General features: G+C 45.2%; 18 protein-coding genes and 2 pseudogenes. 9 read left to right on the top strand and 11 right to left on the bottom strand.

The features are described 5' to 3' along the window. The first annotated feature begins 42 nt into the window (after positions 1–42). Both F890_RS08325 and F890_RS08320 read left to right on the top strand, forming a co-directional pair. Positions 43–1,347: a type II toxin-antitoxin system HipA family toxin gene (locus F890_RS08325; protein WP_004280263.1), complete on the top strand. Its 1,305-nt coding sequence runs from the start codon at positions 43–45 to the stop codon at positions 1,345–1,347. Beyond that, the gene (locus F890_RS08320; RefSeq protein WP_004280265.1) at positions 1,340–1,621 is read left to right on the top strand and encodes a helix-turn-helix domain-containing protein; all 282 of its coding nucleotides are present in this window, start codon (positions 1,340–1,342) and stop codon (positions 1,619–1,621) included. Before F890_RS08325 ends, F890_RS08320 begins: the two co-directional genes overlap by 8 nt. A gap of 203 nt (positions 1,622–1,824) precedes the next feature. On the opposite strand, the gene F890_RS08315 is transcribed toward F890_RS08320, so the two are convergent. From F890_RS08315 to F890_RS08305, 3 genes are all read right to left on the bottom strand, one after another. Continuing rightward, entirely contained in the window at positions 1,825–3,273 is a 1,449-nt protein-coding gene (locus tag F890_RS08315; RefSeq protein ID WP_004280266.1) for an NAD-dependent succinate-semialdehyde dehydrogenase, read from the bottom strand. Between the two features lie 16 nt (positions 3,274–3,289). Then, positions 3,290–4,552: a 4-aminobutyrate--2-oxoglutarate transaminase gene (gene gabT / locus F890_RS08310; RefSeq protein WP_004280267.1), complete on the bottom strand. Its 1,263-nt coding sequence runs from the start codon at positions 4,550–4,552 to the stop codon at positions 3,290–3,292. 347 nt (positions 4,553–4,899) lie between these two features. Continuing rightward, positions 4,900–6,171, bottom strand: coding sequence for a Glu/Leu/Phe/Val family dehydrogenase (locus F890_RS08305; RefSeq protein ID WP_026056581.1), 1,272 nt, complete (start codon positions 6,169–6,171; stop codon positions 4,900–4,902). A 328-nt stretch (positions 6,172–6,499) separates the two neighbouring features. Here F890_RS08305 and F890_RS08300 point away from each other — a divergent pair, with 328 nt between their 5' ends. From F890_RS08300 to F890_RS18765, 4 genes are all read left to right on the top strand, one after another. Beyond that, positions 6,500–8,002 (top strand): MocR-like pyridoxine biosynthesis transcription factor PdxR, encoded by a 1,503-nt coding sequence (locus F890_RS08300; RefSeq protein ID WP_004280271.1) that lies wholly within the window; start codon positions 6,500–6,502, stop codon positions 8,000–8,002. 417 nt (positions 8,003–8,419) lie between these two features. Next, a complete protein-coding gene (locus tag F890_RS08295; protein ID WP_005266436.1) occupies positions 8,420–9,874 on the top strand; it encodes an amino acid permease in 1,455 nt (484 codons plus the stop codon). A 367-nt stretch (positions 9,875–10,241) separates the two neighbouring features. Further along, positions 10,242–11,111, top strand: a complete 870-nt coding sequence (locus F890_RS08290) for an SDR family oxidoreductase (RefSeq protein WP_005246373.1) — start codon at positions 10,242–10,244, stop codon at positions 11,109–11,111. 171 nt (positions 11,112–11,282) lie between these two features. After that, positions 11,283–11,453: a hypothetical protein gene (locus F890_RS18765; RefSeq protein WP_005266430.1), complete on the top strand. Its 171-nt coding sequence runs from the start codon at positions 11,283–11,285 to the stop codon at positions 11,451–11,453. An 82-nt stretch (positions 11,454–11,535) separates the two neighbouring features. On the opposite strand, the gene F890_RS08280 is transcribed toward F890_RS18765, so the two are convergent. The 6 genes from F890_RS08280 to F890_RS08255 form a co-directional block, all read right to left on the bottom strand. Beyond that, positions 11,536–12,597: an enoyl-CoA hydratase/isomerase family protein gene (locus tag F890_RS08280; RefSeq protein WP_005266423.1), complete on the bottom strand. Its 1,062-nt coding sequence runs from the start codon at positions 12,595–12,597 to the stop codon at positions 11,536–11,538. A gap of 20 nt (positions 12,598–12,617) precedes the next feature. After that, positions 12,618–13,391, bottom strand: coding sequence for an enoyl-CoA hydratase (locus F890_RS08275; protein ID WP_005266422.1), 774 nt, complete (start codon positions 13,389–13,391; stop codon positions 12,618–12,620). A gap of 22 nt (positions 13,392–13,413) precedes the next feature. Next, positions 13,414–14,541 carry an acyl-CoA dehydrogenase family protein gene (locus tag F890_RS08270; protein ID WP_004730935.1) on the bottom strand — a complete coding sequence of 376 codons (1,128 nt, stop codon included), beginning with the start codon at positions 14,539–14,541 and terminating at the stop codon, positions 13,414–13,416. A gap of 59 nt (positions 14,542–14,600) precedes the next feature. Continuing rightward, positions 14,601–16,250 (bottom strand): AMP-binding protein, encoded by a 1,650-nt coding sequence (locus F890_RS08265; RefSeq protein ID WP_005266421.1) that lies wholly within the window; start codon positions 16,248–16,250, stop codon positions 14,601–14,603. Positions 16,251–16,336: 86 nt separating this feature from the next. Continuing rightward, the gene (gene mmsB, locus F890_RS08260; RefSeq protein ID WP_005266420.1) at positions 16,337–17,227 is read right to left on the bottom strand and encodes a 3-hydroxyisobutyrate dehydrogenase; all 891 of its coding nucleotides are present in this window, start codon (positions 17,225–17,227) and stop codon (positions 16,337–16,339) included. An 11-nt stretch (positions 17,228–17,238) separates the two neighbouring features. Then, positions 17,239–18,768: a CoA-acylating methylmalonate-semialdehyde dehydrogenase gene (locus F890_RS08255; RefSeq protein WP_005266419.1), complete on the bottom strand. Its 1,530-nt coding sequence runs from the start codon at positions 18,766–18,768 to the stop codon at positions 17,239–17,241. 177 nt (positions 18,769–18,945) lie between these two features. Here F890_RS08255 and F890_RS08250 point away from each other — a divergent pair, with 177 nt between their 5' ends. Together F890_RS08250 and F890_RS08245 are read left to right on the top strand one after the other, a co-directional pair. After that, positions 18,946–19,830 carry a LysR family transcriptional regulator gene (locus F890_RS08250; RefSeq protein WP_005266418.1) on the top strand — a complete coding sequence of 295 codons (885 nt, stop codon included), beginning with the start codon at positions 18,946–18,948 and terminating at the stop codon, positions 19,828–19,830. Positions 19,831–20,001: 171 nt separating this feature from the next. Then, positions 20,002–20,679, top strand: a complete 678-nt coding sequence (locus F890_RS08245; RefSeq protein ID WP_005266417.1) for a type 1 glutamine amidotransferase domain-containing protein — start codon at positions 20,002–20,004, stop codon at positions 20,677–20,679. Positions 20,680–20,795: 116 nt separating this feature from the next. On the opposite strand, the pseudogene F890_RS08240 reads toward F890_RS08245, so the two are convergent. Then, positions 20,796–21,638: pseudogene (locus F890_RS08240) on the bottom strand (AMP-binding protein); the annotation flags it as partial. 2 nt (positions 21,639–21,640) lie between these two features. On the opposite strand from F890_RS08240, the pseudogene F890_RS18565 reads away from it, so the two are divergent. Continuing rightward, positions 21,641–21,802, top strand: a pseudogene (locus tag F890_RS18565) (MarR family transcriptional regulator); the annotation flags it as partial. A gap of 74 nt (positions 21,803–21,876) precedes the next feature. On the opposite strand, the gene F890_RS08235 reads toward F890_RS18565, so the two are convergent. Next, positions 21,877–23,148, bottom strand: a complete 1,272-nt coding sequence (locus tag F890_RS08235) for an MFS transporter (RefSeq protein ID WP_004730944.1) — start codon at positions 23,146–23,148, stop codon at positions 21,877–21,879. Between the last annotated feature and the right edge of the window lie 327 nt (positions 23,149–23,475).

Raw genomic sequence — 23,475 nt, 5'->3', positions numbered from 1 at the left:
ATAATAAATAAAATCACTTTACTTTACTATTTTAATAAAATTATGGATCAATATTGCACACTGCAGATTTATCAGGAAGATGAATGGCTGGATTGCGCTATTGTTGAGATTGTCGGTCAACAACAAACTGGATGGCAAGCAGCCACGCGCACATCATATCTATTTGAATATGCTATTTCTTATATGAACCTAAGCGATGGGCATGCGCTAGCCTATCATTTACCAGTAAATGTGCAAAATACCTTGCAATCTACCTGGCCAGCCTTCCTGATGGATTTGTTACCTCAAGGTTATGGCCGTAAAGAATTACTCCGTCAGCTTAATTTTTCTGAAAACACTCAGGAACAAGCAGACTGGGCGCTTCTAAAAGCGGGTGCAGGTAATCCGATTGGTAATTTACGGATTAAAGAGGCTTATGAATGGCTACAGGGGCAGTTTCCTGTTCAGCAGAATCATGGCTTTAGCCTAGACCAAGTCGTAGAACGTCAAGAAAACTTTATTGAATCCTTAGCCTCTTATGGACTTTTTATTGCCGGCTCTTCTGGTATTCAGGGCGAGTGGCCAAAATTACTGCTGACTCAAGGTCATGATGACCTGTTCTATCTGGATCACACGCTGACAGATCATCAGGTCAAACAGCATTGGCTGGTGAAATTCAGTCGTGGCAGTGATCAGAATCTAGATAAAATTTTGATGCACGAAGCCTTATATATGAAAATTGCCCAATACCTGGGACTTCGTGTTCATCAGGAACTGGAGCTGCATGGTAAGACTTTATTTATTCCCCGATTTGACCGTAAAGTCAGCGATGGGAAGGTTGAAAGAATTGCCCAGGAAAGTATTGCTTCTCTGGGAGGAAAAGCCGGTTTTGGGGTAAGAATGACCCATAACCAGATCTGTAGCCTGTTGATGCAATGCTGTACTGAACCAAAACAGGAAATCTTTGAATATTTGAAGCGTGATCTTGCCAATGTCGCTTTAGGCAATAAGGACAATCATACCCGTAATACAGCGATTCAACGTTTCAATAATGGAATCATTCGACTAACCCCATTATTTGATTTTGCGCCGATGTGGCTACATCCAGATGGTATTGCCCGAACTACGCGTTGGGAGCGAGATGATCATGGTGGTATGCCAATTTGGCATTCAGTCATTGAACAGATCGCCGAAAGCACGATGATTGATCCAAAAGAAATCAAAGCGGTGTTAATCGAACAATTACCACTTTATCAGGGATTACTCGAGCACATGCAGTATCTGCAATTGGCACCTGAAATTCTGGAAAATAGCCAGTATCGAATTGATAATATTTGCCAACAATTGGAGGAGCTGAATTATGGATAAACGCTTCAAGCCACTGACTCCGATTCAACAGATGCAAAAGAGATTGTCTGTACTTGAAACCGTCAGTAACAATCCTGACTGGCCTTTTCATCAGGTTGCTCGCTTCATTCGTACCGAGTTGCACCTCACACTCAACGATATGGCTAAAATTACCAAGATTGCTCCCCAGACTCTACAGAAAATGGAACAACCTGAAGGCAATCCAACACTCAAGTCTATGCAGAAATTACTGGATGCTTTTGGTTTAAAGTTAGAAATCAGGGTTAAATCCTGATGATAATCTGATGCTTTAATTGATATTTAGGGGAATTTTAGAGAAGAAGAATGACTTAACAACTGAAAATATGCCCTCCTCCAATCTGTTTATTGAGTCCTTGCTCCATCGCAGGAATCCCGGTTTAAATTAAACGCGGGATTCACTGGAAACTGATATTTTCTCATCAGTTTTTAATGAATACGTTTATTTTCTAAACGTCATTATGAAGAAATATCAACACAGAGATATTTCATTTCAAGGTATTCATCCATACCGAATTTAGACCCTTCACGGCCTAATCCCGATTGCTTGACTCCACCAAATGGCGCAACCTCATTAGAGATAGCTCCGGTATTGATTCCCACCATACCGTATTCTAAGGCTTCACCTACACGCCACTGACGTGCTGTACTTTGGGTAAATACATAGGTAGCCAGACCGAATTCTGTATCGTTCGCCATCTGAATTGCTTCTTCTTCAGTCTTGAAACGGAATAACGGCGCCAACGGTCCAAAAGTTTCTTCTTTTGCCACACGCATCTGCTGAGTAACTTCAGTCAGAAGCGTTGGCTCGAAGAATGTACCGCCCAGATTTGAGCGCTGTCCACCGGTTTTCACCTGTGCACCTTTGCTCACTGCGTCGGCAATATGTGACTGCACTTTTTCGATCGCAGCCTCATCAATTAATGGACCTTGGGTAGAAGCTTCATCACGGCCATCACCGACTTTTAGTTTGGCAACGGCAGCCACCAGTTTTTCTACCAGCGCATCATAAATGCCATCTTGTACATAAATCCGGTTCGCACACACACAGGTCTGTCCACTATTACGGAATTTACTGGCCATGATGCCCTGTACCGCCTGTTCGAGATTGGCATCATCAAAGACCAGAACTGGCGCATTGCCACCAAGTTCTAAGGAGAGTTTTTTGATGGTCGGCGCACATTGCTGCATCAGGATACGACCGACTTGAGTTGAGCCGGTAAAGCTTAACTTTTTCACGGTTTCGCTTTCACATAAGACCTGACCCACTGCAACCGCATCACCACTAACATGCAGCAATACATCTTGTGGCAAACCTGCGCGCAAGGCCAAAACTTCAAGCGCATAGGCGGTTAAAGGTGTTTGTTCAGCCGGTTTAACCAGCATGGAACAGCCAGCAGCCAGAGCTGGCGCGGCTTTACGGGTAATCATCGCCGCCGGGAAATTCCATGGCGTGATCGCAGCTGTTACCCCAATCGCCTGTTTGATAACCAATAAACGTTGATGGGCAAGCGTTGGTGTCAACACGTCACCATCAATACGGCGCGCCTGCTCGGCAAACCAGCGGATAAAGGAAGCGGCATAACCAATTTCACCACGCGCCTCAGCCAGTGGCTTGCCCTGTTCAGCAGTTAGGATCTGAGCCAAAGATTCTTTATGTTCCTGCATCAGATTGAACCAGGCCCAAAGCACATCCGCACGTTCGAGGGCTGTCTTGGTTTTCCAGGCTTTTTGGGCTTGCTGAGAACGAGCTATCAGCTGTTCTACAGATGTCCGGTCATGGGATTTTACCCAGGCCAAAGTGGCTTGGGTTGCTGCATCTTTGACTTCAATATATTCATCCGTGGCAGGCTGATCGAAGCTGATATCAGGATGCTGTAATAAATCTCTATATTGCGCTTGAAGCATGATCATTACTCTTTCATTAGGCTGCGACAGACAGTGCAAACCCTTGTTTCAAGATAGCCAATCCCGCACGGAACTGTTCTGCCGGAATCGTGAGCGGGTATAGGAAACGGATTACATTACCATAACGACCGCAGGTCAGGATTAACAGACCATTTTGCATGGCATGGTTTTGTACAGCTTTTGCCTGTTCCGCAGTTTCAAGCTCAACCGCCACCATTGAGCCCAGTGCACGAATATCTTTGACCATGCTAGATGACATTTTCAGTTCATGTAAAACATCAACCAGTTCTGCGCCTAGATCATTCGCTCTTTCACAAAGACCTTCTTCTTCAATGATATCCAGTACCGCATGGGCAGCCGCAACAGCAACCGGGTTACCTGCATAAGTACCGCCCAGTCCACCTGGATTTGGTGCATCCATGACTTCAGCACGACCCACAACGCCTGAGATCGGGAAACCGCCGCCTAGACTCTTGGCCATCGTAATCAGGTCTGCCTTGGTCTCATAATAATCCATCGCAAACAGTTTACCTGTACGCGCAAAACCAGACTGTACTTCATCAGCAATCAGTAAAATGCCGTTTTGATCGCATAGGACACGCAAGCGTTTCAGGAACTCTGCTGGCACCACATTAAAACCACCTTCACCTTGTACCGGTTCAAGCACAATTGCTGCTACGTCATGCGCGGCAATATCTTCTGCGAAAATATCTTCAATGCTTTGCATTGCATCATCTACGCTAATGCCTTTGGATTCCACCGGGTAACGGGCATGGAAAACACCACCAGGCATCACCCCAAAGTCGCGTTTATAAGGTGCAGTTTTACCGGTCATGGCCATCGTCATAAATGAACGGCCATGAAAACCATTACCAAAAGTCACAATGCCATGACGGCCAGTATGGGCACGGGCAATTTTAACTGCATTTTCGACAGCTTCAGCACCAGTCGAAAAGAATGAGGTTTTTGCAGCACCCTGGATGGGAGCGCGTGCATTGATACGTTCTGCCAGAGCAACGTAGCTCTCGTATGGTACAACCTGATAAGCCGTATGGGTAAATTTGGTTAATTGTTCAGTGACCGCAGCAATAATTTTAGGATGGCGATGGCCAGTATTCAGTACGGCGATTCCGCCCGCAAAGTCGATATATTGATTGCCTTCTGCATCCCAGATTGTCGAGTTTTCTGCTTTCTCTGCGTACCATTGACACATGACCCCAACACCACGTGGTGTCGCCTGCTGTTTACGTGCATTCAGTGCTGAGTGTTTACTGTCCATTTTGTATCCTCATTCTTGATTCATACGTTGTAAATTTTGCTATCCGGATCTTGGGATAGAAATTTGCCAAAGACTGGCTGATATGGTTCATTTTGCGCTTTTATACGTATGAGACGAGAGCCACTTTGCAGCAGATGGAAGGAGCCAATTGGTCTATTTAAAACGAGTAAAATAGTCAAAATATAAAATTATTTTATTTATAAACAGTTATTTATATTTTTAATAAAAATTGGCTCCTTTTTAAATAAAGAAGCCAATTTAAAAATCCATTGCAAAAATTTACGATAGGTCATCATGGATTAAATCCAGTCAGTTTAATCAATTAATCCATCTTGCAAAAACTTCGCTTAACCCGGATAGATCCCTCGTTCCTGACGTGCCATTAAAATACGTTCACAAGCCAGAATATAAGCGGCTGTACGCAAAGAACATCCGGCCTGAACTGCTTTTTGCCATACATCCTGTACCGCATTTTTCATGCTGGCATCCATACGCTGGTTAATCTCTTCCTCAGTCCAGAAGTAGCTGGCCAAATCCTGAACCCATTCAAAATAGCTGACCGTCACGCCACCCGCATTGCAGATCACGTCTGGCACCACCGTAATATGACGCTCACTCAGAATTTCATCCGCTTCAGTCAAAGTGGGACCATTGGCACCTTCCAGAATCATTTTGGCCTGAATATTTTGCGCGACCTGAGTATTAATCACACCTTCCAATGCTGCCGGAATAAAGACTTCGGCAGGAATGCTCCAGAAATCTGATGCAGAAATTTCATCGCTGGCAGAAAATCCCTGAATTTTATGGTGGGTATTGGAGTATTCAAGCAGCTTTTTAATATCAATTCCCTGTTCCTGATACAGGGTGGCAGAATGGTCCTGAACACAGATCACTTTGCTGCCATTTTCCTGGAAAAGCAGCGCAGCTTCACTGCCGACATTACCAAAGCCCTGCACACAGACCCGGGCAGCTTTTAAATCCAGACCGATTTGCTGGGCAACTTCACGCCCGCTAATAAACACACCACGACCTGTGGCTTTACTGCGGCCTAAAGACCCCCCTAAATGAACCGGCTTTCCGGTCACTACACCAGTAATCGTAGAACCCGCATTCATGGAAAACGTGTCCATCATCCAGGCCATGATTTGCGGATTGGTTCCAACATCCGGCGCCGGAATATCTTTTTGCGGTCCAATAATTAAATTGATTTCTGCCGTATAACGTCGGGTCAAGCGTTCCAGTTCGCGCTTGGAAAGCTGGCTCGGATCAACTCGCACACCGCCTTTGGCACCGCCAAAAGGTAAATTTAGAGCAGCACATTTGATCGTCATCCAGGCCGACAGAGCCATCACCTCATCTAAATTGACATCTGGATGAAAACGCACGCCGCCTTTGCCTGGACCGCGAGTTAAATTGTGCTGAACACGATAGCCTTCAAAATGCTGAACCGTACCATCATCCATGATGACCGGAACATCGACAATCAAACTGCGCTTTGGGCGTCGCAGCATGTCCAGTCGTTCACTCAGCTCACCCAGATAAGGCGCTACTTTATCCAGTTGCTTAAGATAATTGTTCCAGGCCGTTGTACCTTGCTCGGTATAGGTCAATACTTTCATCATCATGTTCATTCTATGATCCTTTTGTTATATGCAGTCGTATGTCCTGGCGGCTGCAACACATCTCTATTCGGCTGTTATGGCAATCATTGCTTGATTCAGGTCTTAGTTTAGCGAGCTCCAAACAAAATCAGTGTCTAGATTTTCCGCTTTAGTTTTAATCGGTATCTGTGTATATTGCCTGCCCGCCTGTATGCTCGCATTCAAGCCGCAGGTAAATGATCAAAACGCATACAAGACACTTTACAATGACTGCCTGATCAGACTATTTTGCACCTAGCAATACCGCTCTCACGAGAGCCATTTCAAATTTGTAGGAGAGAGCCAATTGCGTAGCTTGCTTGGAGATTATTTACTGCAGCGATTGCAGCAAGATGTCACAGGAACATTACAGATGCGCCTGTTCCGCTGCTTGCGTAACGCGATTATTGATAGCGTATTGGCTCCCAAAACCCGCTTGCCTGCATCACGTGATCTGGCCAAAGAAATTCAGGTATCGCGTAATACGGTTTTAAATGCCTATGAACAATTACAGGCACAGGGTTATGTTGATGCCCGTACCGGTCAAGGCACCTGGGTAGTAGAGAAATTACCTGAGTCCTTTTTGGTGAAGGTAGAACAGAATTCTCCTGCCGTTGCAGAAAAAAAAGCACAGCAAAATTACAATCTGTCGCAACGCGGTTCCTACTTGCTCGGCTATTCCGCGGCCTCGCCTTATCAATGGGGAGCCTTTGTACCGGGCGCACCCGATGTAACCGAATTTCCGCATCATATTTTCAGCAAAATCCAAACGCGTTTGAGCCGTGAACCTCAAGTTAATAACCTGATTTACAGCAATGCCGGTGGCTCCCTGGAACTGCGTCAGGAGCTGGCGGAATATCTGAAAATTGCCCGTTCAGTGCAGTGCGATGCTGATCAGATCATTATTACCGAAGGCACCCATCAGGCAATTGACTTAGTCTCACGTACTTTAAGCGATATAGGCGATGAAGTATGGATCGAAGATCCGGCTTATTGGGGTGCGCGTAATATTTTACGAATTAATGGTGTGAATCTGCGTTCCTTACCGGTCGATCAGGAAGGGATTATCCCCGATCTACATCCCAAAAAACCGCCTAAGCTGATTTTTGTGACGCCGTCGCATCAATATCCTTTGGGCTCACACTTAAGTTTAGAACGGCGCAAACAGTTAATTGCACTCGCACGCCAGCATAATAGCTGGATTGTTGAAGATGACTATGACAGCGAGTTCAGGTTCTCGGGCCAGCCTTATCCTTCTTTACAAGGTTTAGAGCCGGATTCTCCGGTGATTTATATGGGGACGTTCAGTAAGACGATTTATCCGGCCCTGCGTATTGGCTATTTAGTGGTACCAAAACAGCTCTTTTCTTCATTGCGAATTGTAGCTTCGGAACTTTATCGTGGTGGTCACTTAATCGATCAGCAAACACTGGCTGAATTTATCCGTGAAGGGCATTATGAGGCGCATATCCGACGGATGCGTTTATTGTACGGTAAACGCCACGCTTTTTTAATTGACCTGATTCGCCGACATTTAGGTGAAGATTTTCTGCATGAATACAATACCGCCGCCGGTTTGCATCTGATTTTAAAATTGCCGAGCAGCAGTGATGATGTCTTGATTGCATCCAAAGCGCTTGAACTGGGAATCAAGGTCAGAGCATTATCGCAATACTATACCAAACATTATTCGACTCGGCAGAAAGGATTATTACTAGGCTTTGCCTGTGTGAGTGAACAGGAAATTCTGGTGGCTTTCGGGATATTGTTAAAGTGCTTGCGCGAGCATGGGATCCGCACTTTAACTTAGTAAAAACTTAAGGATCAATACAATTATATTTTTAAAATCAAAAAGCTTTTAATTTATTTTTAAAGGGAACGTAAACCTGCTTTTAGCCTGATATTTTAGGTAGGCTTTATTTTTCTGTAAATATGGCCTGCTTATATTTTTTATCTCTTAAGCCAATTGGCTCCTTTGAATTGCTCAAAAATGGCTCTCGTCACTTTACAACAAAAAAGAGAAATTAACTGCATACATGAACAGCATGTAACCGTACTTTAATCAAAGTGTGATCCTGTCTATAGGGCTACAAGGATTCATTTTATTAAGATTAACTTAATATTGGTCAAGCACTGATGAATTCGGTTACAGTTTCAAAGGATAAGATAGCGTAAGCCAAATAAGGAATTTTATTGCCGCTACGCTATTGATATTAAGGGAAATTATATGGCAGAACATCAACATTTCTCCAATTCCGAATCATCAAACGGCTTAAAAAACGGACTTAAATCACGCCATCTCACCATGATTTCAATTGCCGGTGTCATTGGTGGAGCACTCTTTGTCGGCTCCGGTAATGTCATCTATTCTGCAGGACCGGCTGCACTCATTGCCTATACTCTAGGTGGAATATTAGTTTTACTCATCATGCGTATGCTGGGAGAAATGGCGGTACTGAATCCCGACAGTGGTTCATTTTCAACCTATGCAGATCGTGGAATCGGGCGCTGGGCCGGATTTCCCATCGGCTGGTTATACTGGTCTTTCTGGACGTTGCTCATGGGCTGGGAAGCTTTTGTCGCCGGGAAAATCCTAAATAGCTGGTTTCCATTTATCCCGATCTGGGGCTATATGCTTCTGGTCACTGTAGCACTGGTCTGGATTAACCTCCGTGACGTAAAAAACTTTGGTGAATTCGAGTTCTGGTTTGCCCTGATCAAAGTCATTGCCATTGTACTGTTCCTGGTGTTTGGTAGCTTGGCGGTGATGCACCTTTGGCCTTGGGGCGATGCCTCTATGCTCGGCGGTACAACTCATCTAACCGCTCAAGGCTTTATGCCCAATGGTTTTTCATCGGTGATCACAGCCTTATTGGGTGTAATGTTTGCTTATATGGGAGCAGAAATTGTCACCGTAGCAGCAGCTGAAACCAAAGATCCAGCCAAGGAAATTCGTAAGGCCGCTAATTCAATTGTATGGCGTATCATTTTATTCTATGTCGGTTCAATGTTGATTACGGTTTGCCTGATTCCACACAATAATCCTTTATTGAAAGATCCGACCTGGGGTACGTATAGCGTAGCGCTTACTGCACTCGGTATTCCCGAAGCACGCCATATTGTTAATTTTGTCGTGCTCACCTCGGTATGTAGCTGCTTTAACTCCGCACTTTATACCTGTTCACGCATGGTCTATTCCCTCTCGAAACGTGGAGATGCACCAAAGAGTTTCGGTTTAACCAATCGCAATAACAGCCCATGGGTAGGTGTCATCTTTTCAAGCCTGTTTTCTTTCGTGGCGATTTATCTGACTGCCACCGAAAGTATGAATATTTATGATGTCTTGATGTTAGCGACTGGTACCGTATCTTTATATGTCTATCTTGCTATTGCCATTTCTCAGCTTAAGTTACGTAAAAAACTGGAAGCTGAAGGACAAAATATTCCATTCAAGATGTGGTTATTCCCATGGCTCACTTATCTGGTCATTATCTTTATTGTCGGCGCTTTAATTACCATGATTATTGAAGGAACCTATTTTAAAGAAGTGGTTTATACCAGTGTGCTTGCATTATTTATTGTGGGCTTAGGCATCTGTGCACAAAAGTTTAACTGGGGTAAAGCCTCAGCCAAAAAGGAAAAGGCAGCACAGGCCAGAATTAATTTAAGTGATAATCTTTAATTTATTTCTATAGAAATTTTTTAAACACATCAGAATGAATACATGGAGAGTTAAAAAACTCTCCATTTATTTTATATACAAGCCCAGTAAAAAAGGCCTATGTATGTCTAGATTTTAAATCTCCGTTGATACCTCACCTTTCCTAATCAAATTTCACCTTTCAAGACCACCTCAGCTATCAAAGTGTAGCCAGAAGCTGTTTCATCAGCTTTTTCTGTTCTGGTTGCTCAACCTAATCCGTTTCAACGAATAATTGATAAATCTCGAATACATTCTGTTATGAAATGTTGAGTCCAGCCTCATTTTGCCTAAAAGCTTCTAATATATTTTTTCTTATATGGCCACAATCATTGGAATTGGAAAAGATATGAATCATTATCCTGAAACCCCAGCTTCAACTGAAACACAAGACCATCAACCGGGTGTGCAAACCAAAATGGACCCTGCACCGGAAATTATTAAACCGCATTATAAAGGCAGTGAAAAATTAAAAGGCAAAGTTGCCTTGATTACTGGTGGTGATAGCGGAATTGGCCGTTCTGTATCGGTCTTATTTGCTCGCGAAGGTGCCGATATTGCCATTTGCTATTTGGATGAAGATCAGGATGCACGGGACACCAAAAAAATGGTGGAAGATGAAGGCCGCCGTTGTCTGCTGATTCAATGTGATTTACAAGATCAAGATGAAATCAAGAAAATGGTGGAGCAGACCCTTCAGGAATTTAAAACGATTAATATTCTGGTCAATAATGCCGGGGTTCAATACCCGAAAGAAAGTATTACCGATATCTCGCCCGAGCAATTACTTAAAACATTTAATGTTAATATTCTGTCGATGTTCCACCTGACTCAGGCGGTGATTCCGCATATGCAAGCAGGTGACAGCATTATCAATACCACCAGTATTACCAGTTATCACGGACATGATCAGCTGATTGACTATGCCAGCACGAAAGGTGCCATCACTACATTTACCCGAAGCCTTTCCACCAATTTATTGAAAAATAAAACCGGCATTCGTGTCAATGGTGTCGCGCCAGGGCCAATCTGGACACCATTAATTCCGAGCAGTTTTGATGAAGAACAGCTTAAAGATTTTGGTAAAAGTACCCCAATGGGCCGCATGGGCCAGCCAAGTGAAGTAGCACCGGCGTATTTATTTCTGGCCAGTGAAGAAGCCAGCTATATTTCAGGTCAGGTGATTCATGTGAATGGCGGCAGTATTATTAACGGCTAATCTGGCACAGAAGATAGCAGTTCTAGCTGACCGTTATCTTCATCTATTTAATCTTTGGATTTTCATATTTAAAAAAAATTGTTTTTATAAAATGTTTCCAACAAATACTTACCCTCGCAAAAGTAAGCTCTTGTTATAGTAATTTCAGCCAAACCTGATGAGGATATTAAGATGCCTAGAGGTGAAAAATCAGCCTATACCGATAAACAGAAACGGCAGGCCCAACATATTGAAGAAAGCGAAAAAGAACGTGGTCGTTCTGAGGAAGAAGCCGAACGTATTGCCTGGTCGACGGTCAATAAACAAGACGGTGGCGGCAAGAAAAAGAAAACGTCCCCCTAAATAGAATTCATGTCGATGAAAGTATGGGACAGATACAAAGACCCTCTATAATTAAATTATAGAGGGTCTTTTACCATCAGCTTTAAGTAATATTTTCGATACGCTGCTGAGTCCATGCTGGCCAGAGCTTTTCCAGTGTTTGTTCAAATTCTGCATTCTCGGTTCGCCACTGCGGATTTTTGTCTTTATCAATAATCAGCGCACGAACCCCTTCAATAAAGTCGCCCTGCTCTAACCAGACATCCTGCAAGTCCCGTTCCAGTTGCATACATTTTTCTAGCGACAAATTCTGTCCGGCTTGCTGTAACTTCAGGCTGGTTTGCTTGGCCATAACCGGACGTTGCTGCAAAATTGCCAGCATTTTACTAGCCCATTCCTGATCGGTTGAATTACTTGTATGAGCAAGACTCTGTTCAATCTCCTTGAGGTTTGGATAGCCAAAATGCTGATTAATCAGATCTGCACGTTTTTGCAGCTCGCTTTCTACCGGATGCGTAATATAGCCACTAATGATTTTCTGGATTTCAATCGAATTTAACACAGGCGCAGTAATCAACGCTGCTTCCAATTCAGCAAAACGCTCACTCGGCACATGATAATCCACCAGATCGAGATACAAGGCATCACTGCTACTGATCTGCTCCCCGGTCAAAGCCATATAGACACCGACTTCATCCAGTCGGGACAGGAAATGGGTGGCTCCAACATCTGGGAAAAAACCAATTGCGGTTTCGGGCATGGCAAAACGTGATTTTTCACTCGTAACTTTGATATGACAGGCTTGAGCGAGGCCAAAGCCTCCGCCCAGTACATAGCCATCCATCATCACGATCACGGCCTTTGGAAAATTACGCAAGGTGCTCAGCATCTTATATTCAGTGGCAAAAAAATCCTGATATTGGGTATTGCCGGCCTGATAGCTGTCATACAGATAGCGGATGTCGCCTCCAGCACAGAACGCCTTGGGACTGTTGGAATTGATCAGGATGGCTTGCACTTCTGGATCATGGCACCACTGATCGAGTTGCGCCTGAATGCCTTGGATCATTGGCAGGGTTAAGGCATTTAAATGGCTGGTGCGGTCCAGGCTGATAATGCCCAGACTTCCTGCGACCCGTATCGCTAAATTATTTTCATCACTCATTTTATTTTCCTATTTTTGTTTTATTGATGGGTAAATTTGGCTGGGCGTTTTTCTACAAAGGCCTGCATGCCTTCTTTTTGATCGGAACCGGCAAAAATCGAATGGAAAACCCGGCGTTCAAAGCGCAGTCCTTCAGCCAGGCTCACTTCAAAGGCCCGATTAATTGATTCTTTAATCATCATCACGGCAGTAAGCGACTTTTCAGCAATTTTCTCGGCAGCTTGCAGGGTTTGTTCCAGCAATTCTTCCTTGGCAAAAACCCGAGCGACCAAACCACTTTGTTCCGCTTCCTGCGCCCCCATCTGCCGTGCAGTCAGGCACATTTCCATGGCTTTGGCCTTACCAATCGCCAAGGTTAAACGCTGGGTCCCGCCAATGCCGGGCAACACGCCTAAGGTAACTTCAGGCAAACCAAATTTTGCATTATCAGCGCAGTAAATAAAGTCGCACATCAATGCCAGCTCGCAACCACCACCCAAGGCATAGCCGCTCACTGCGGCAATTAAAGGTTTACGGCGCTGCGCAATCCGGTCGGCCAGACTAAAAAAATCGTCCAGATAAATTTGCGGAAAATTCAGATCTGCCATTTCTTTAATATCGGCACCAGCAGCAAAAGCTTTTTCCGAACCGGTAATCACGATACAACCAATTTCGGGGTCTTTTTCCAGCTGATCAAGAGCCTGATTGACCTCGACAATCAGCTGGTTATTCAGTGCATTTAACGCATGAGGACGGTTTAAGGTAATCAGTCCAACACCGTTACGTTGTTCGAGTAAAATGGTTTGCCATTGCATGATAAAAATCCTTTTTAATTCCTTATAAACTGCGTGCAATCACCAGACGCTGAATATCGCTGGTGCCTTCATAGATCTGACAAATCCGCGCATCCCGATAGATGCGTTCAATCGGAAAATCTTTCAGATAGCCATAGCCACCAAAAATTTGTAGCGCCTTGGAACACACGCGTTCGGCCATTTCCGAAGCAAATAGTTTGGCCATGGAGGCTTCAGTCAAACAGCTTTCGCCAGCTTCCTTTTTACGTGCAGCAAAATGAACCAGTTGGCGTGCTGCTTCAATTTCAGTCGCCATACTGGCCAGCCTGAACGAAATCGCCTGCTGTTCAAAAATCGGTTTGCCAAAAGCCACGCGATCATGCGCATAGGCCGTTGCTTCTTCTAAAGCGGCACGCGCCAAACCAACGGCTTGTGCGGCAATACCGATCCGCCCGCCTTCCAGATTGGCCAAGGCAATTTTTAAACCTTCGCCTTCGGCACCGAGTCTTAAACTTTCATGAATGCGGACATCTGTTAAGGCAATCTGACAGGTATCCGAAGCATGCAGGCCGAGTTTTTCTTCCACCCGAATCACTTCATAGCCAGGTGTGTCGCGCGGCACTAAAAATGCACTCATGCCTTTTTTGCCCGCGCCTGGATCAGTCACGGCAAACACAATAATCATCCCGGCATTGTGGCCAGAAGTAATAAACTGTTTCGCGCCATTGATGATGTAATGATCGCCGTCCTTGACCGCCCGGGTTTTAATCGCGGCAGCATCCGATCCGGTATGTGGTTCGGTTAAGGCAAAGGCACCAATCATTTCACCTTGGGCCAAAGGCTTTAGAAATTGCTGCTTTTGCTGTTCCGTGCCGAACTTGAAAATCGGCACACAACCCACCGAGTTATGTACGCTCATAATCGCGGATGTTGCACCATCGGCCGCAGCGACTTCTTCCAAGGCCAGAACATAAGCCAGCGTACCTGTGCCCGAGCCGCCCCATTCTTCCGGAATCAGCATGCCTAAAAAACCCAGCTCTCCCATTTGGGCCAAGGCATCTTTGGGAAAGATGCCTTTTTGATCCCACTCGCTGGCAAAGGGTTTAATCTGTTCCTGGGCGAAGCTTTTGGCCATATCCTGAATCAGGTGTTGTTCTTCCGTTAATTGCATCGATGCTTCCTTCAATCTCTTTATTTAATCTTCTTATTCAATCTGTTGGCTTTATGAGCTTATGCAGTTTTGGATTGCTGCTTGTTGATTTCCTGATTGCGCAGTAAAAAGCGTTGAATTTTACCGCTTGGGGTTTTCGGCAATTCGGTCACAAATTCAATCAGACGCGGATAGGCATGCGCAGATAAACGCTTTTTCACAAATTGACCCAGCTCTTCCTGCAGCTCGGCAGTTGCAGGAGAATGACCAGCCAGAATCACAAAGGCTTTAATGATTTCGGTCCGCTCGGGATCCGGTACGCCAATCACCGCCGCTTCAATCACTGCATCGTGTTCCAGCAAGGCACTTTCCACATCAAACGGCCCCACCCGATAGCCCGAGGTAGTAATGACATCATCACTACGTCCCACAAAACTCATACTGCCATCGGCATGAATTTCCGCGGTATCTCCGGTTAAGTAGTAATGGCCGACAAAAGGCGATTTGCGGCTTTCTTCATAGCCCGAAAACCACATCATTGGGGATTGGCTGATATCCACCGCCAGAATGCCCGGAACGTCCGCAGGGAGCTCATGACCCTGTTCATCGACAACGGCAATCCGGTAACCCGGGCTGGCAAAACCTGCTGAACCTGAACGCACCGGATGCTCCAGCGCATGATGGTTACACACCACCATACCGACTTCGGTCTGGCCATAATGGTCATAAATCGGCACATCTAGCACCTCTTTAAACCAGCGGATCACTTCCGGATTTAACGGTTCTCCCGCACTGCTGACAACACGTAACTTACCGCGTAGTTTTGCCATTTGAGCAGGATCGGCCGCCATCATCATGCGATAAGCAGTCGGTGCACCGGCCAGATTGGTAATGCCATATTCCTTAACAATTTCGCAGACACTTTCTGCATTAAAACCGCCTTCATAAAATAAGGTCGAGTGTCCAAGCATTAAAGGACCAGTAATCGCGTAATACAAACCGTAGGCCCAGCCGGGATCAGCAATATTCCAGAAAGCATCTTCAGGAGTTAGACCAATGGCATTTTGCATATAGCTTGCAAAAGCAATCAGCGCTTTTAAAGGGACTTTAAGAGGTTTCGCTGGTCCAGTAGTACCGGAGGTAAACATCAATAAAAATGGTTCATCGACATTCAGGATTTCCAGCTCACAAGCTTCAGCCTGACGGTTTAATACCGTCCAGAAGCTGAGGTCGTGCGGATAGCGCTCTGCCTCAGTTTCGGCATGTACCGTCACAATCGGTGGACAGTTGCTGATCTCGGATAATTTGTCCCGATTCGCCAGATCAGTCACCACCAGCTTGCTTTGCGCCAGCTGAATACGATGCTCGATGGCTTTGGGACCAAAGGCCGTAAATAAGGGTTGATAGACAGCACCAATCCGCCAGGTTGCCAAAATAGTAATGATCAACTCGGGAGTACGTGGTAATAATCCGGAAACGCGGTCGCCTTTACCAATGCCTTGAGACTTTAAAAAGTTGGCAAACTGGCTGGAATATTTTTTGAGTTCGGCAAAACTATATTGTTCTTTTCTGCCATCTTTACCATGCCAGTATAAGGCAATGGCATCGGAATCGGCATGACGGTCACAGCATTCATAACAGGCATTTACTGCCTGCATGGAACCGGAGAGATACTGGCTTGCAACCGTATTTAAATCAAAGTCTTGAACCGTTGTTTGATAATCTAACATGTTAAACCTCAGCCTGAATTTATCGTTATTACTGACAAGGTGTAATTATTGAAGCGAATCCTTGCTCCATCTGAATCTTTTAAGTTTTAAGCATTTGGCGTGGTGTATTGATGCATGATGCTGGAGAAGTCCAGATGGGCATCTCCTTCCTGACAGAGCTGTTGATAGAGTTTTTGTACCATGCTGCCGAGTACAACCGGCTGATCCACCTGTTGCGCTGCATCGACCGCCAGCCCCAAATCTTTGAGCATCAGTTGTGCGGCAAAACCGTCGGTATAACCCCGCGATGACGGCGCATTGGCACAGATATCTGGCCATGGATTATAAATTTCAGAACTCCAGCAACGTCCAGTGGAACTGTTAATCACGCCAGCCAAGGCCTGTGGATCAATGCCCAGTTTGGCTCCGAGTGCCATCCCTTCAGCCACCGCAGTCATGGAAATTCCCAGAATCAGGTTATTACAGATTTTTGCCACCTGTCCTGTTCCCATCGCACCACAATGCACCAGATTTTTACCCATACAGCCGAGAACCGGTTTGACGGCCTCAAAAGTGGCATCATCTGCACCGACCATAAAGGTCAAGGTCCCGTCTTTGGCACCCAAAGTACCGCCGGATACCGGTGCATCACAGACGCGAATCTGCTTGACCTGAGCTGCTACAGCAACTTCCTGAATGGTTTGCGGATCAATGGTGCTGCTGTCGATACACAAACTGCCCGATTGAAGTACCTTCAGAATACCGTGTTCACCTAAATAGACTTCACGCACATGCTTGGCTGCGGGCAACATGCTGACCACGATCTCCGCCTGCTTCGCGGCAGCTTGTGGACTGTCGCAGACGATACCGCCCGCTTCTGCAAAATGCTGTAAAGCCACTGCGCTTAAGTCATAACCAAAAACCTGATGACCGGACTTGAGTAAGTTTTGCGCCATGGAGCCGCCCATGTTGCCTAAACCAATAAATGCAATCTTCATGCTGATGCTCCTTAACGCAGACTGATCGTGGTATTGACACCGGTGGTTTCCTGGTCATCTTCAAACCAGCGGCTGGTAATGGTTTTGGTCTGGGTATAGAACTGCACCGCCTGTTTGCCATAAGGACCTAGATCACCCAATTTTGAACCGCGTGAACCGGTAAAACTGAAGAAAGGCACAGGTACAGGAATTGGAATGTTAATGCCGACCTGACCAATATCAATTTGGTTCTGGAAGGTACGTGCCGTATTGCCATTCTGGGTAAACAGTCCCACACCATTGCCAAATGGATTGGCATTAATCAGCTCAATGGCTTGCTCTAAAGTATCGACATGCATGATCGCCAGTACCGGGCCAAACACTTCTTCCTTGTAAATGCGCATCTCGGTCGTGACCTGGTTAAAAATCGTTGGACCGACAAAATTACCCTGCTCATAACCCGGAACCTGTACATTACGGCCATCTAGCAACAGTTCTGCGCCCTGTTCAACACCACTGTTAATCAAATCGATTACACGAGCTTTGGCACGGGTTGAAATCACCGGTCCCACATCGGTATTCGGTTCATGTCCGGCATTCACCTTTAAGGTTTTGGTTTTATTGACCAGTTCATCGACCCAGTGCTTGGTCTCACCGACCATTACCGCCACGGAAAGTGCCATACAACGTTGACCTGCTGCGCCAAAAGCTGCACCGACCAAGGCATTTAAGGTCTGTTCTTTATTCGCATCTGGCATCACCACCACATGGTTTTTGGCGCCCATCATCGACTGCACACGCTTGCCGTGTTGGCCTGCAAGGTTATAGACATGCGTGCCGACTGCAGTCGAACCGACAAAAGAAATCGCCTTGATATCACGATGGGTACACAGTAGATCGACCACTTCTTTGCCGCCATGTACCACATTCAGTACGCCTGCCGGCACACCTGCCTGAATCGCTAACTCAACCAGCATAATGGTCGATAGTGGATCCTGTTCAGAAGGCTTTAAGACAAAAGTATTGCCGCAGACAATCGCCATCGGGAACATCCACAGTGGAATCATCGCCGGAAAGTTAAACGGGGTAATTCCTGCACAGACACCCAAGGGTTGCTGCAAAGTATAGGTATCGACACCGCGTGCCACACCTTCAATATACTCACCCATTTGTAGTGAACCGATCGAACAGGCATGCTCCACCACTTCCAGACCGCGCTGAATATCACCTTCGGCATCGGCCAGAGTTTTCCCCTGTTCTGCTGTTAAGACCTGGGCAATACTTTTTAAATTGGTACGAATCAGATCCTGCAATTTCAGCATGATTCGCATACGGGCCTGAATCGGGGTTTGGCGCCAGCTGGCAAAGGCATTTTGCGCAGCCGCAATCGCTGCATTGACTTCTTCAGCAGTGGCAAAAGGCACTTGGCCCAAAACTTCCTGAGTGGCAGGATTAACAATATCTTGCCAATGGCTGGTTTTTGATTCGACAAATTCACCATTAATGAGAAGTTTTGCGGTGGTGAATCCGGTACTTTGCTGTGGATGAGAAATGGCGTTCATGGTCGCTCCGTGCTGGTTTGTTATTGTCGTTGTATCTGCCTTTACTGGCTTTTATTTAACGTATAATTTTTACGCTGTTTCAGCAGACTAACAAAGAACACTTTGACCACCAATAGAAATTGGTGCACGATGGTTGTGCAAATATGCACAGGAATTTAACAGGATGTTAAATAAAAAATGAAAGTAGATTGGGATCATTTACGCTTTTTTCTGGTTTTAGCACGTGCTAAAACGCTCACCAATGCAGCACGCTTGATTGGGGTTGAACATAGCACCGTAGCGCGGCGGATTCAGGCTTTGGAAAGTACTTTAGGTACGCAATTGTTTAAGCGCGAAGCCACCGGTTATGAACTGACCTCGGAAGGTCTGGCACTGGTGCCACGTGTCGAAAAGATGGAACAGTCCTTTATCCAGATTGACAAGCGCCACGACCCTTTGCAAGGTCGGGTCCGGATTGGTGCGCCAGAAGGCTTTGGCACGGCATTTTTAGCCCGTCTTTTGGCAGAATTTTCCCAGCATTATCCTTTGCTGACCATTGACCTGATTCCGGTACCGAAAGCGATCAAACTTTCACATCGAGAAGCCGATATTGTGATCGCGATTGACCGGCCCAAATCTGGACCCTATATCATTACTCGTTTGTCTAATTACTGCCTAAAACTGTATGGCAGCCAGCATTATTTACAGCAAAATCCGGAAATTAAAAAACTGGAAGACCTCCAGCAGCATCGTTTTGTTGATTATATTGATGATCTGGTCTATAGCACTGCACTATATTCGCTGGAGCGTCTTCCCTTACAGGTCAGTGCCTGTTTTCGCAGTAACAGTATTCTGGCGCAGGAAATTGCCGTGCGTGCAGGTGCCGGGCTGGCTATTTTGCCGAAATTTCTGGTCAATGATAAAAGCGAACTCAAAGAGGTTTTGGGCGATCAGGTCAGTTTTACCCATACTTTCTGGATGCTGACGCTGGTCGATCTGCAACATGAACCAAAAATTAAACTGGTCTGGGATTTCTTGCGTAAACAAGCCGATCTTCAGCAAGACCTGTTAATGGGCAGATGAATATTGAACACACTGTTCACTTTGCAAGGCTACGTACTTTAGTTAAATCAACTGAAACAACAACGTATCGATACAGCAAATGAACGTATCACAACATTCCTGACGCTCATGACTTGTTAAATTAACAGTCGATCATTCGCGATGTTTTTTAATGAGCTACAGGAAAATAATATGAAAATCTTGATGGTACTGACTTCACATGACCAGCTGGGCGATACTGGCAAAAAAACTGGCTTCTGGTTGGAAGAGCTAGCTGCGCCTTATTACACCTTTGTCGATGCAGGCGCAGAGGTAGTTTTGGCTTCTCCTGCAGGTGGTCAGCCACCATTAGATCCAAAAAGTAATGAGCCGGATGCGCAAACCGAAACCACCAAACGCTTTGAAGCAGATGAGGTGGCCATGCAGGCTCTTGCCAATACACATAAGTTGAGTGAAGTCTTAAATCAGGATTTTGATGCCGTGTTCTATCCGGGTGGTCACGGTCCATTATGGGATCTAGCCAAAGACCAGAATTCTATTTCTTTAATTGAGCAGACTTTACAGGCAGATAAACCTGTTGCGCTGGTCTGTCATGCACCGGGTGTACTTCGTGAAGTCAAAGATGCCGAAGGCCGTTCTATTGTAGAGGGCAAGACAGTCACCGGTTTCAGCAATACCGAAGAAGACGGCGTAGGCCTAACCGATGTTGTCCCATTTCTAGTGGAAGACATGCTGAAAGAAAAAGGTGGGAAATATTCCAAAACTGAGGACTGGCAGGTATACGTGCAACAAGATGGTCTGCTCATTACTGGACAAAACCCCGCCTCTTCTGCTGCAACGGCTGAAGCTTTATTAAAATTATTAAAATAGATGTGATTCTAAAGTTTGCATTAAACCTTTAGATCATTTTCTTTGTCAAAGAAAAACCCTGAATGATGCAAGATTATTCAGGGTTTAATTTTTGTATATTCAAAGATTTAGTTTGTTTAAACTGCCGTTGAGGCAATATGCTGAGCCAGTAATTCTCTGAGTTTAAACTTCTGGATTTTTCCCGATGGGGTCATCGGAATATCCTCCCAGATTTCCAGGCGTTCCGGCAGATACTGCATAGCCAGATTATGGGTTTTCAGGAATTCTACCAGCTCATTAAAACTTAACGGTTTTGTCTGATCTTTCAGCTTGATGATTGCACAGGCACGCTCGCCCATTCGCTCATCTGCATACGCGACTAAAGCTACTGTTGCAATATTCGGATGTTTATATAGTAATGATTCAATTTCTGCGACCGGAATATTTTCTCCGCCACGGATAATTACATCTTTCTTGCGGCCGCAGATCCGGATATAGCCCCGCTCGTCCTGATAGGCAATATCGCCAGTATCAAACCAGCCTTCGGCATCCGTATCATTCAAATGTGGACGTTTTAAATAACCGCCAAAATTTGAACAGGTGCGGATCATCAAACGCCCGGATTCATTCAGGGCTTTGGTCTGACCTTTTTTATCCACGATCTTGATTTCCACACCTGGTAAAGCGATGCCATCAGTATTGAAAGAGCGCTCATCTTCATCTTCAGGTTGAGTCAGCGTCACCGCACCACATTCGGTCATACCCCAGGCTGATATGACTTTAACACCCAGAGTTTCCCGGGCTTTTTGCATCAATGGACCTGGAATGGGGGCACCAGCGCAAAGGAAGATTTTCAGTGAATCAACCTTGTCATGCTGTTCCGCCACGGTATTGGACAGGTCATTCAGGAATGGGGTCGAGGCCATGGTGAAATTCACCTGATGCTGATGAATCAGATCTACGGCTTTGGCTACATCCCAGCTTGGAAACATGGGACAACTTGCAAGCTGATTTCTTTGATTTTTATGGCCAGGCCTTAAATAAGCTGGCCTTTGATGATGTGGTTACCCTGATTCATCTGCTCAATAAAGTAAATGATGGTTTAAAAAGTATTCATCTGCACAAAGCAACAGATCAGGAGTAAACAAATAGAAATATAGCTTTAATTGATGAATATAAAAAAAGAGCCTGTATTCAGGCTCTTTTTTGAAGTTGAAATTATGCCTTTTGTGGATCGTATTGACGGTCTTTGATGAATATCCCGGACACTGCCCCACACAAGAAATAAGCACCACCCATAATCAGGAAGCCTAGGCCAATCGAACCACCGCTGGCTGCCGCGCCAATAATCGCAGGTGCAAACATGGCGCCAATACGGCCTGCATTATAAGCACCGCCTACCGCAGTACCACGAATCGAGGTGGCGAAGCTTTCTGTCATATAAGTGGCATTAATCGCATATGGAATGCCATACAGGAATCCAAAGAAAATCAGCAGATAGGCAATGTTATCTGGCGTATTGAATAGCACAATCACGGGCAGGAAAATCGCCGTTCCAATTGCTCCAAACGAAAAGACAGCGCGTCTACCCAGACGATCTGCGGCAAAGCCCGCCAGAATTTTGCCGAAAATCATGGCTACATAGGTACCAATCATATAGCCTGCCATGGATTTAAAATTCATGTGCAATTCAGATTCCAGATATGCCGGCATCCAGTTGTTTACGCCATAGTAGCCAAATTGCAGAAAACCGGCCGTAAAGATCCACAAAATAAACATTCTGCGATTCGCAGGATCCGCGAAAATCTCTTTGACTGTGCTTTTTTTGGCGGGTTGCTGTGCTGTGATTTCAGCTGGGGCATATAGACGCTGCAAACGTGCACGCTGCCAGGATTCTGGCTCAGGAACCAGTTTCTGGATAAAAATCGCCATAACCGAGGGAATAATGGCAATAAAAAACAGGGTTCGCCAGCCATATTCTGGAATGATCCAGCCTGCCAGTACAGTGGCCACAATATAACCGACGGTCCATCCTGCCTGTAAGGTACCTAAAACCGTGGTGCGATATTCAGTTGGAACATATTCAGCCATGAGCGTATTGGCTGCAATATATAAAGAGCCTATGCCAAAGGCAGAAAGAAAGCGTAAAACAGCAAATTGTTCAAAGTTCTGTGCAAAGCCTAAGGCTGCGGTCAATATGGAAAATACCAGAATCGAAATGACTACGGTACGTACACGGCCCAGACGGTCACAGGCCCAGCCACCCATAAAGCCACCAATCGCCATACCTGCTAAGGTAAAACTGCCTAGTGTACCGGCCTGCAGATTACTGAGACCAAACTCTGCTTTCAGGCTATTTAAACTGAAAGACAGCAGCAACATGTCCGCGCCATCTACCAGTAAAGCCAGAAAGGCGAAAATAAAAGCAATTTGCTGGGTTCGTTTGGTCGTAGGTTTAATCTTTTCTAATTCTCTAGCTAAATCCGTCATATTTAAATCTCTGTTTTCCTATCCTTAGGTTTTCATGATCTTTTTATATTTAAAGCTATTCCGCTAATGAATATGCTTTAAGGCTAATCCGTTTTTAATTCACTTGATTGACTCCTTTTTTAATCCTGTCTAGGAGATACCTTTTTCCTTTTTATCATTTAGCTCTTGTTCCTCGTTCATGCTTATATTTGCATCAGGCTAAATAAAATAAGATGAATATTCAATTATTTTAGATGTTTTATTTTGTTATGCGAAATTTATTATCATAAAGTTGATTGTTCTTTCATTTTCCTATAGCTTTAAAAAGAGGGATAAGAACGATATGTC

Origin of the sequence: Acinetobacter sp. CIP 64.7, from assembly GCF_000369745.1 — a bacterium.
Classification (GTDB): Bacteria; Pseudomonadota; Gammaproteobacteria; order Pseudomonadales; family Moraxellaceae; genus Acinetobacter; species Acinetobacter fasciculus.
The sequence above is the reverse complement of the archived record's forward strand: the minus strand, read 5'-3'. Positions and strand labels throughout refer to the sequence as shown.

Excerpts from the sequence above, each read along its gene's own strand:
- F890_RS08325 (WP_004280263.1), top strand. The coding sequence starts at position 43 with ATGGATCAATATTGCACACTGCAGATTTATCAGGAAGATGAATGGCTG.
- F890_RS08320 (WP_004280265.1), top strand. The coding sequence starts at position 1,340 with ATGGATAAACGCTTCAAGCCACTGACTCCGATTCAACAGATGCAAAAG.
- F890_RS08315 (WP_004280266.1), bottom strand. The coding sequence starts at position 3,273 with ATGCTTCAAGCGCAATATAGAGATTTATTACAGCATCCTGATATCAGC.
- gabT (WP_004280267.1), bottom strand. The coding sequence starts at position 4,552 with ATGGACAGTAAACACTCAGCACTGAATGCACGTAAACAGCAGGCGACA.
- F890_RS08305 (WP_026056581.1), bottom strand. The coding sequence starts at position 6,171 with ATGAAAGTATTGACCTATACCGAGCAAGGTACAACGGCCTGGAACAAT.
- F890_RS08295 (WP_005266436.1), top strand. The coding sequence starts at position 8,420 with ATGGCAGAACATCAACATTTCTCCAATTCCGAATCATCAAACGGCTTA.
- F890_RS08290 (WP_005246373.1), top strand. The coding sequence starts at position 10,242 with ATGAATCATTATCCTGAAACCCCAGCTTCAACTGAAACACAAGACCAT.
- F890_RS18765 (WP_005266430.1), top strand. The coding sequence starts at position 11,283 with ATGCCTAGAGGTGAAAAATCAGCCTATACCGATAAACAGAAACGGCAG.
- F890_RS08280 (WP_005266423.1), bottom strand. The coding sequence starts at position 12,597 with ATGAGTGATGAAAATAATTTAGCGATACGGGTCGCAGGAAGTCTGGGC.
- F890_RS08275 (WP_005266422.1), bottom strand. The coding sequence starts at position 13,391 with ATGCAATGGCAAACCATTTTACTCGAACAACGTAACGGTGTTGGACTG.
- F890_RS08270 (WP_004730935.1), bottom strand. The coding sequence starts at position 14,541 with ATGCAATTAACGGAAGAACAACACCTGATTCAGGATATGGCCAAAAGC.
- F890_RS08265 (WP_005266421.1), bottom strand. The coding sequence starts at position 16,250 with ATGTTAGATTATCAAACAACGGTTCAAGACTTTGATTTAAATACGGTT.
- mmsB (WP_005266420.1), bottom strand. The coding sequence starts at position 17,227 with ATGAAGATTGCATTTATTGGTTTAGGCAACATGGGCGGCTCCATGGCG.
- F890_RS08255 (WP_005266419.1), bottom strand. The coding sequence starts at position 18,768 with ATGAACGCCATTTCTCATCCACAGCAAAGTACCGGATTCACCACCGCA.
- F890_RS08250 (WP_005266418.1), top strand. The coding sequence starts at position 18,946 with ATGAAAGTAGATTGGGATCATTTACGCTTTTTTCTGGTTTTAGCACGT.
- F890_RS08245 (WP_005266417.1), top strand. The coding sequence starts at position 20,002 with ATGAAAATCTTGATGGTACTGACTTCACATGACCAGCTGGGCGATACT.
- F890_RS08235 (WP_004730944.1), bottom strand. The coding sequence starts at position 23,148 with ATGACGGATTTAGCTAGAGAATTAGAAAAGATTAAACCTACGACCAAA.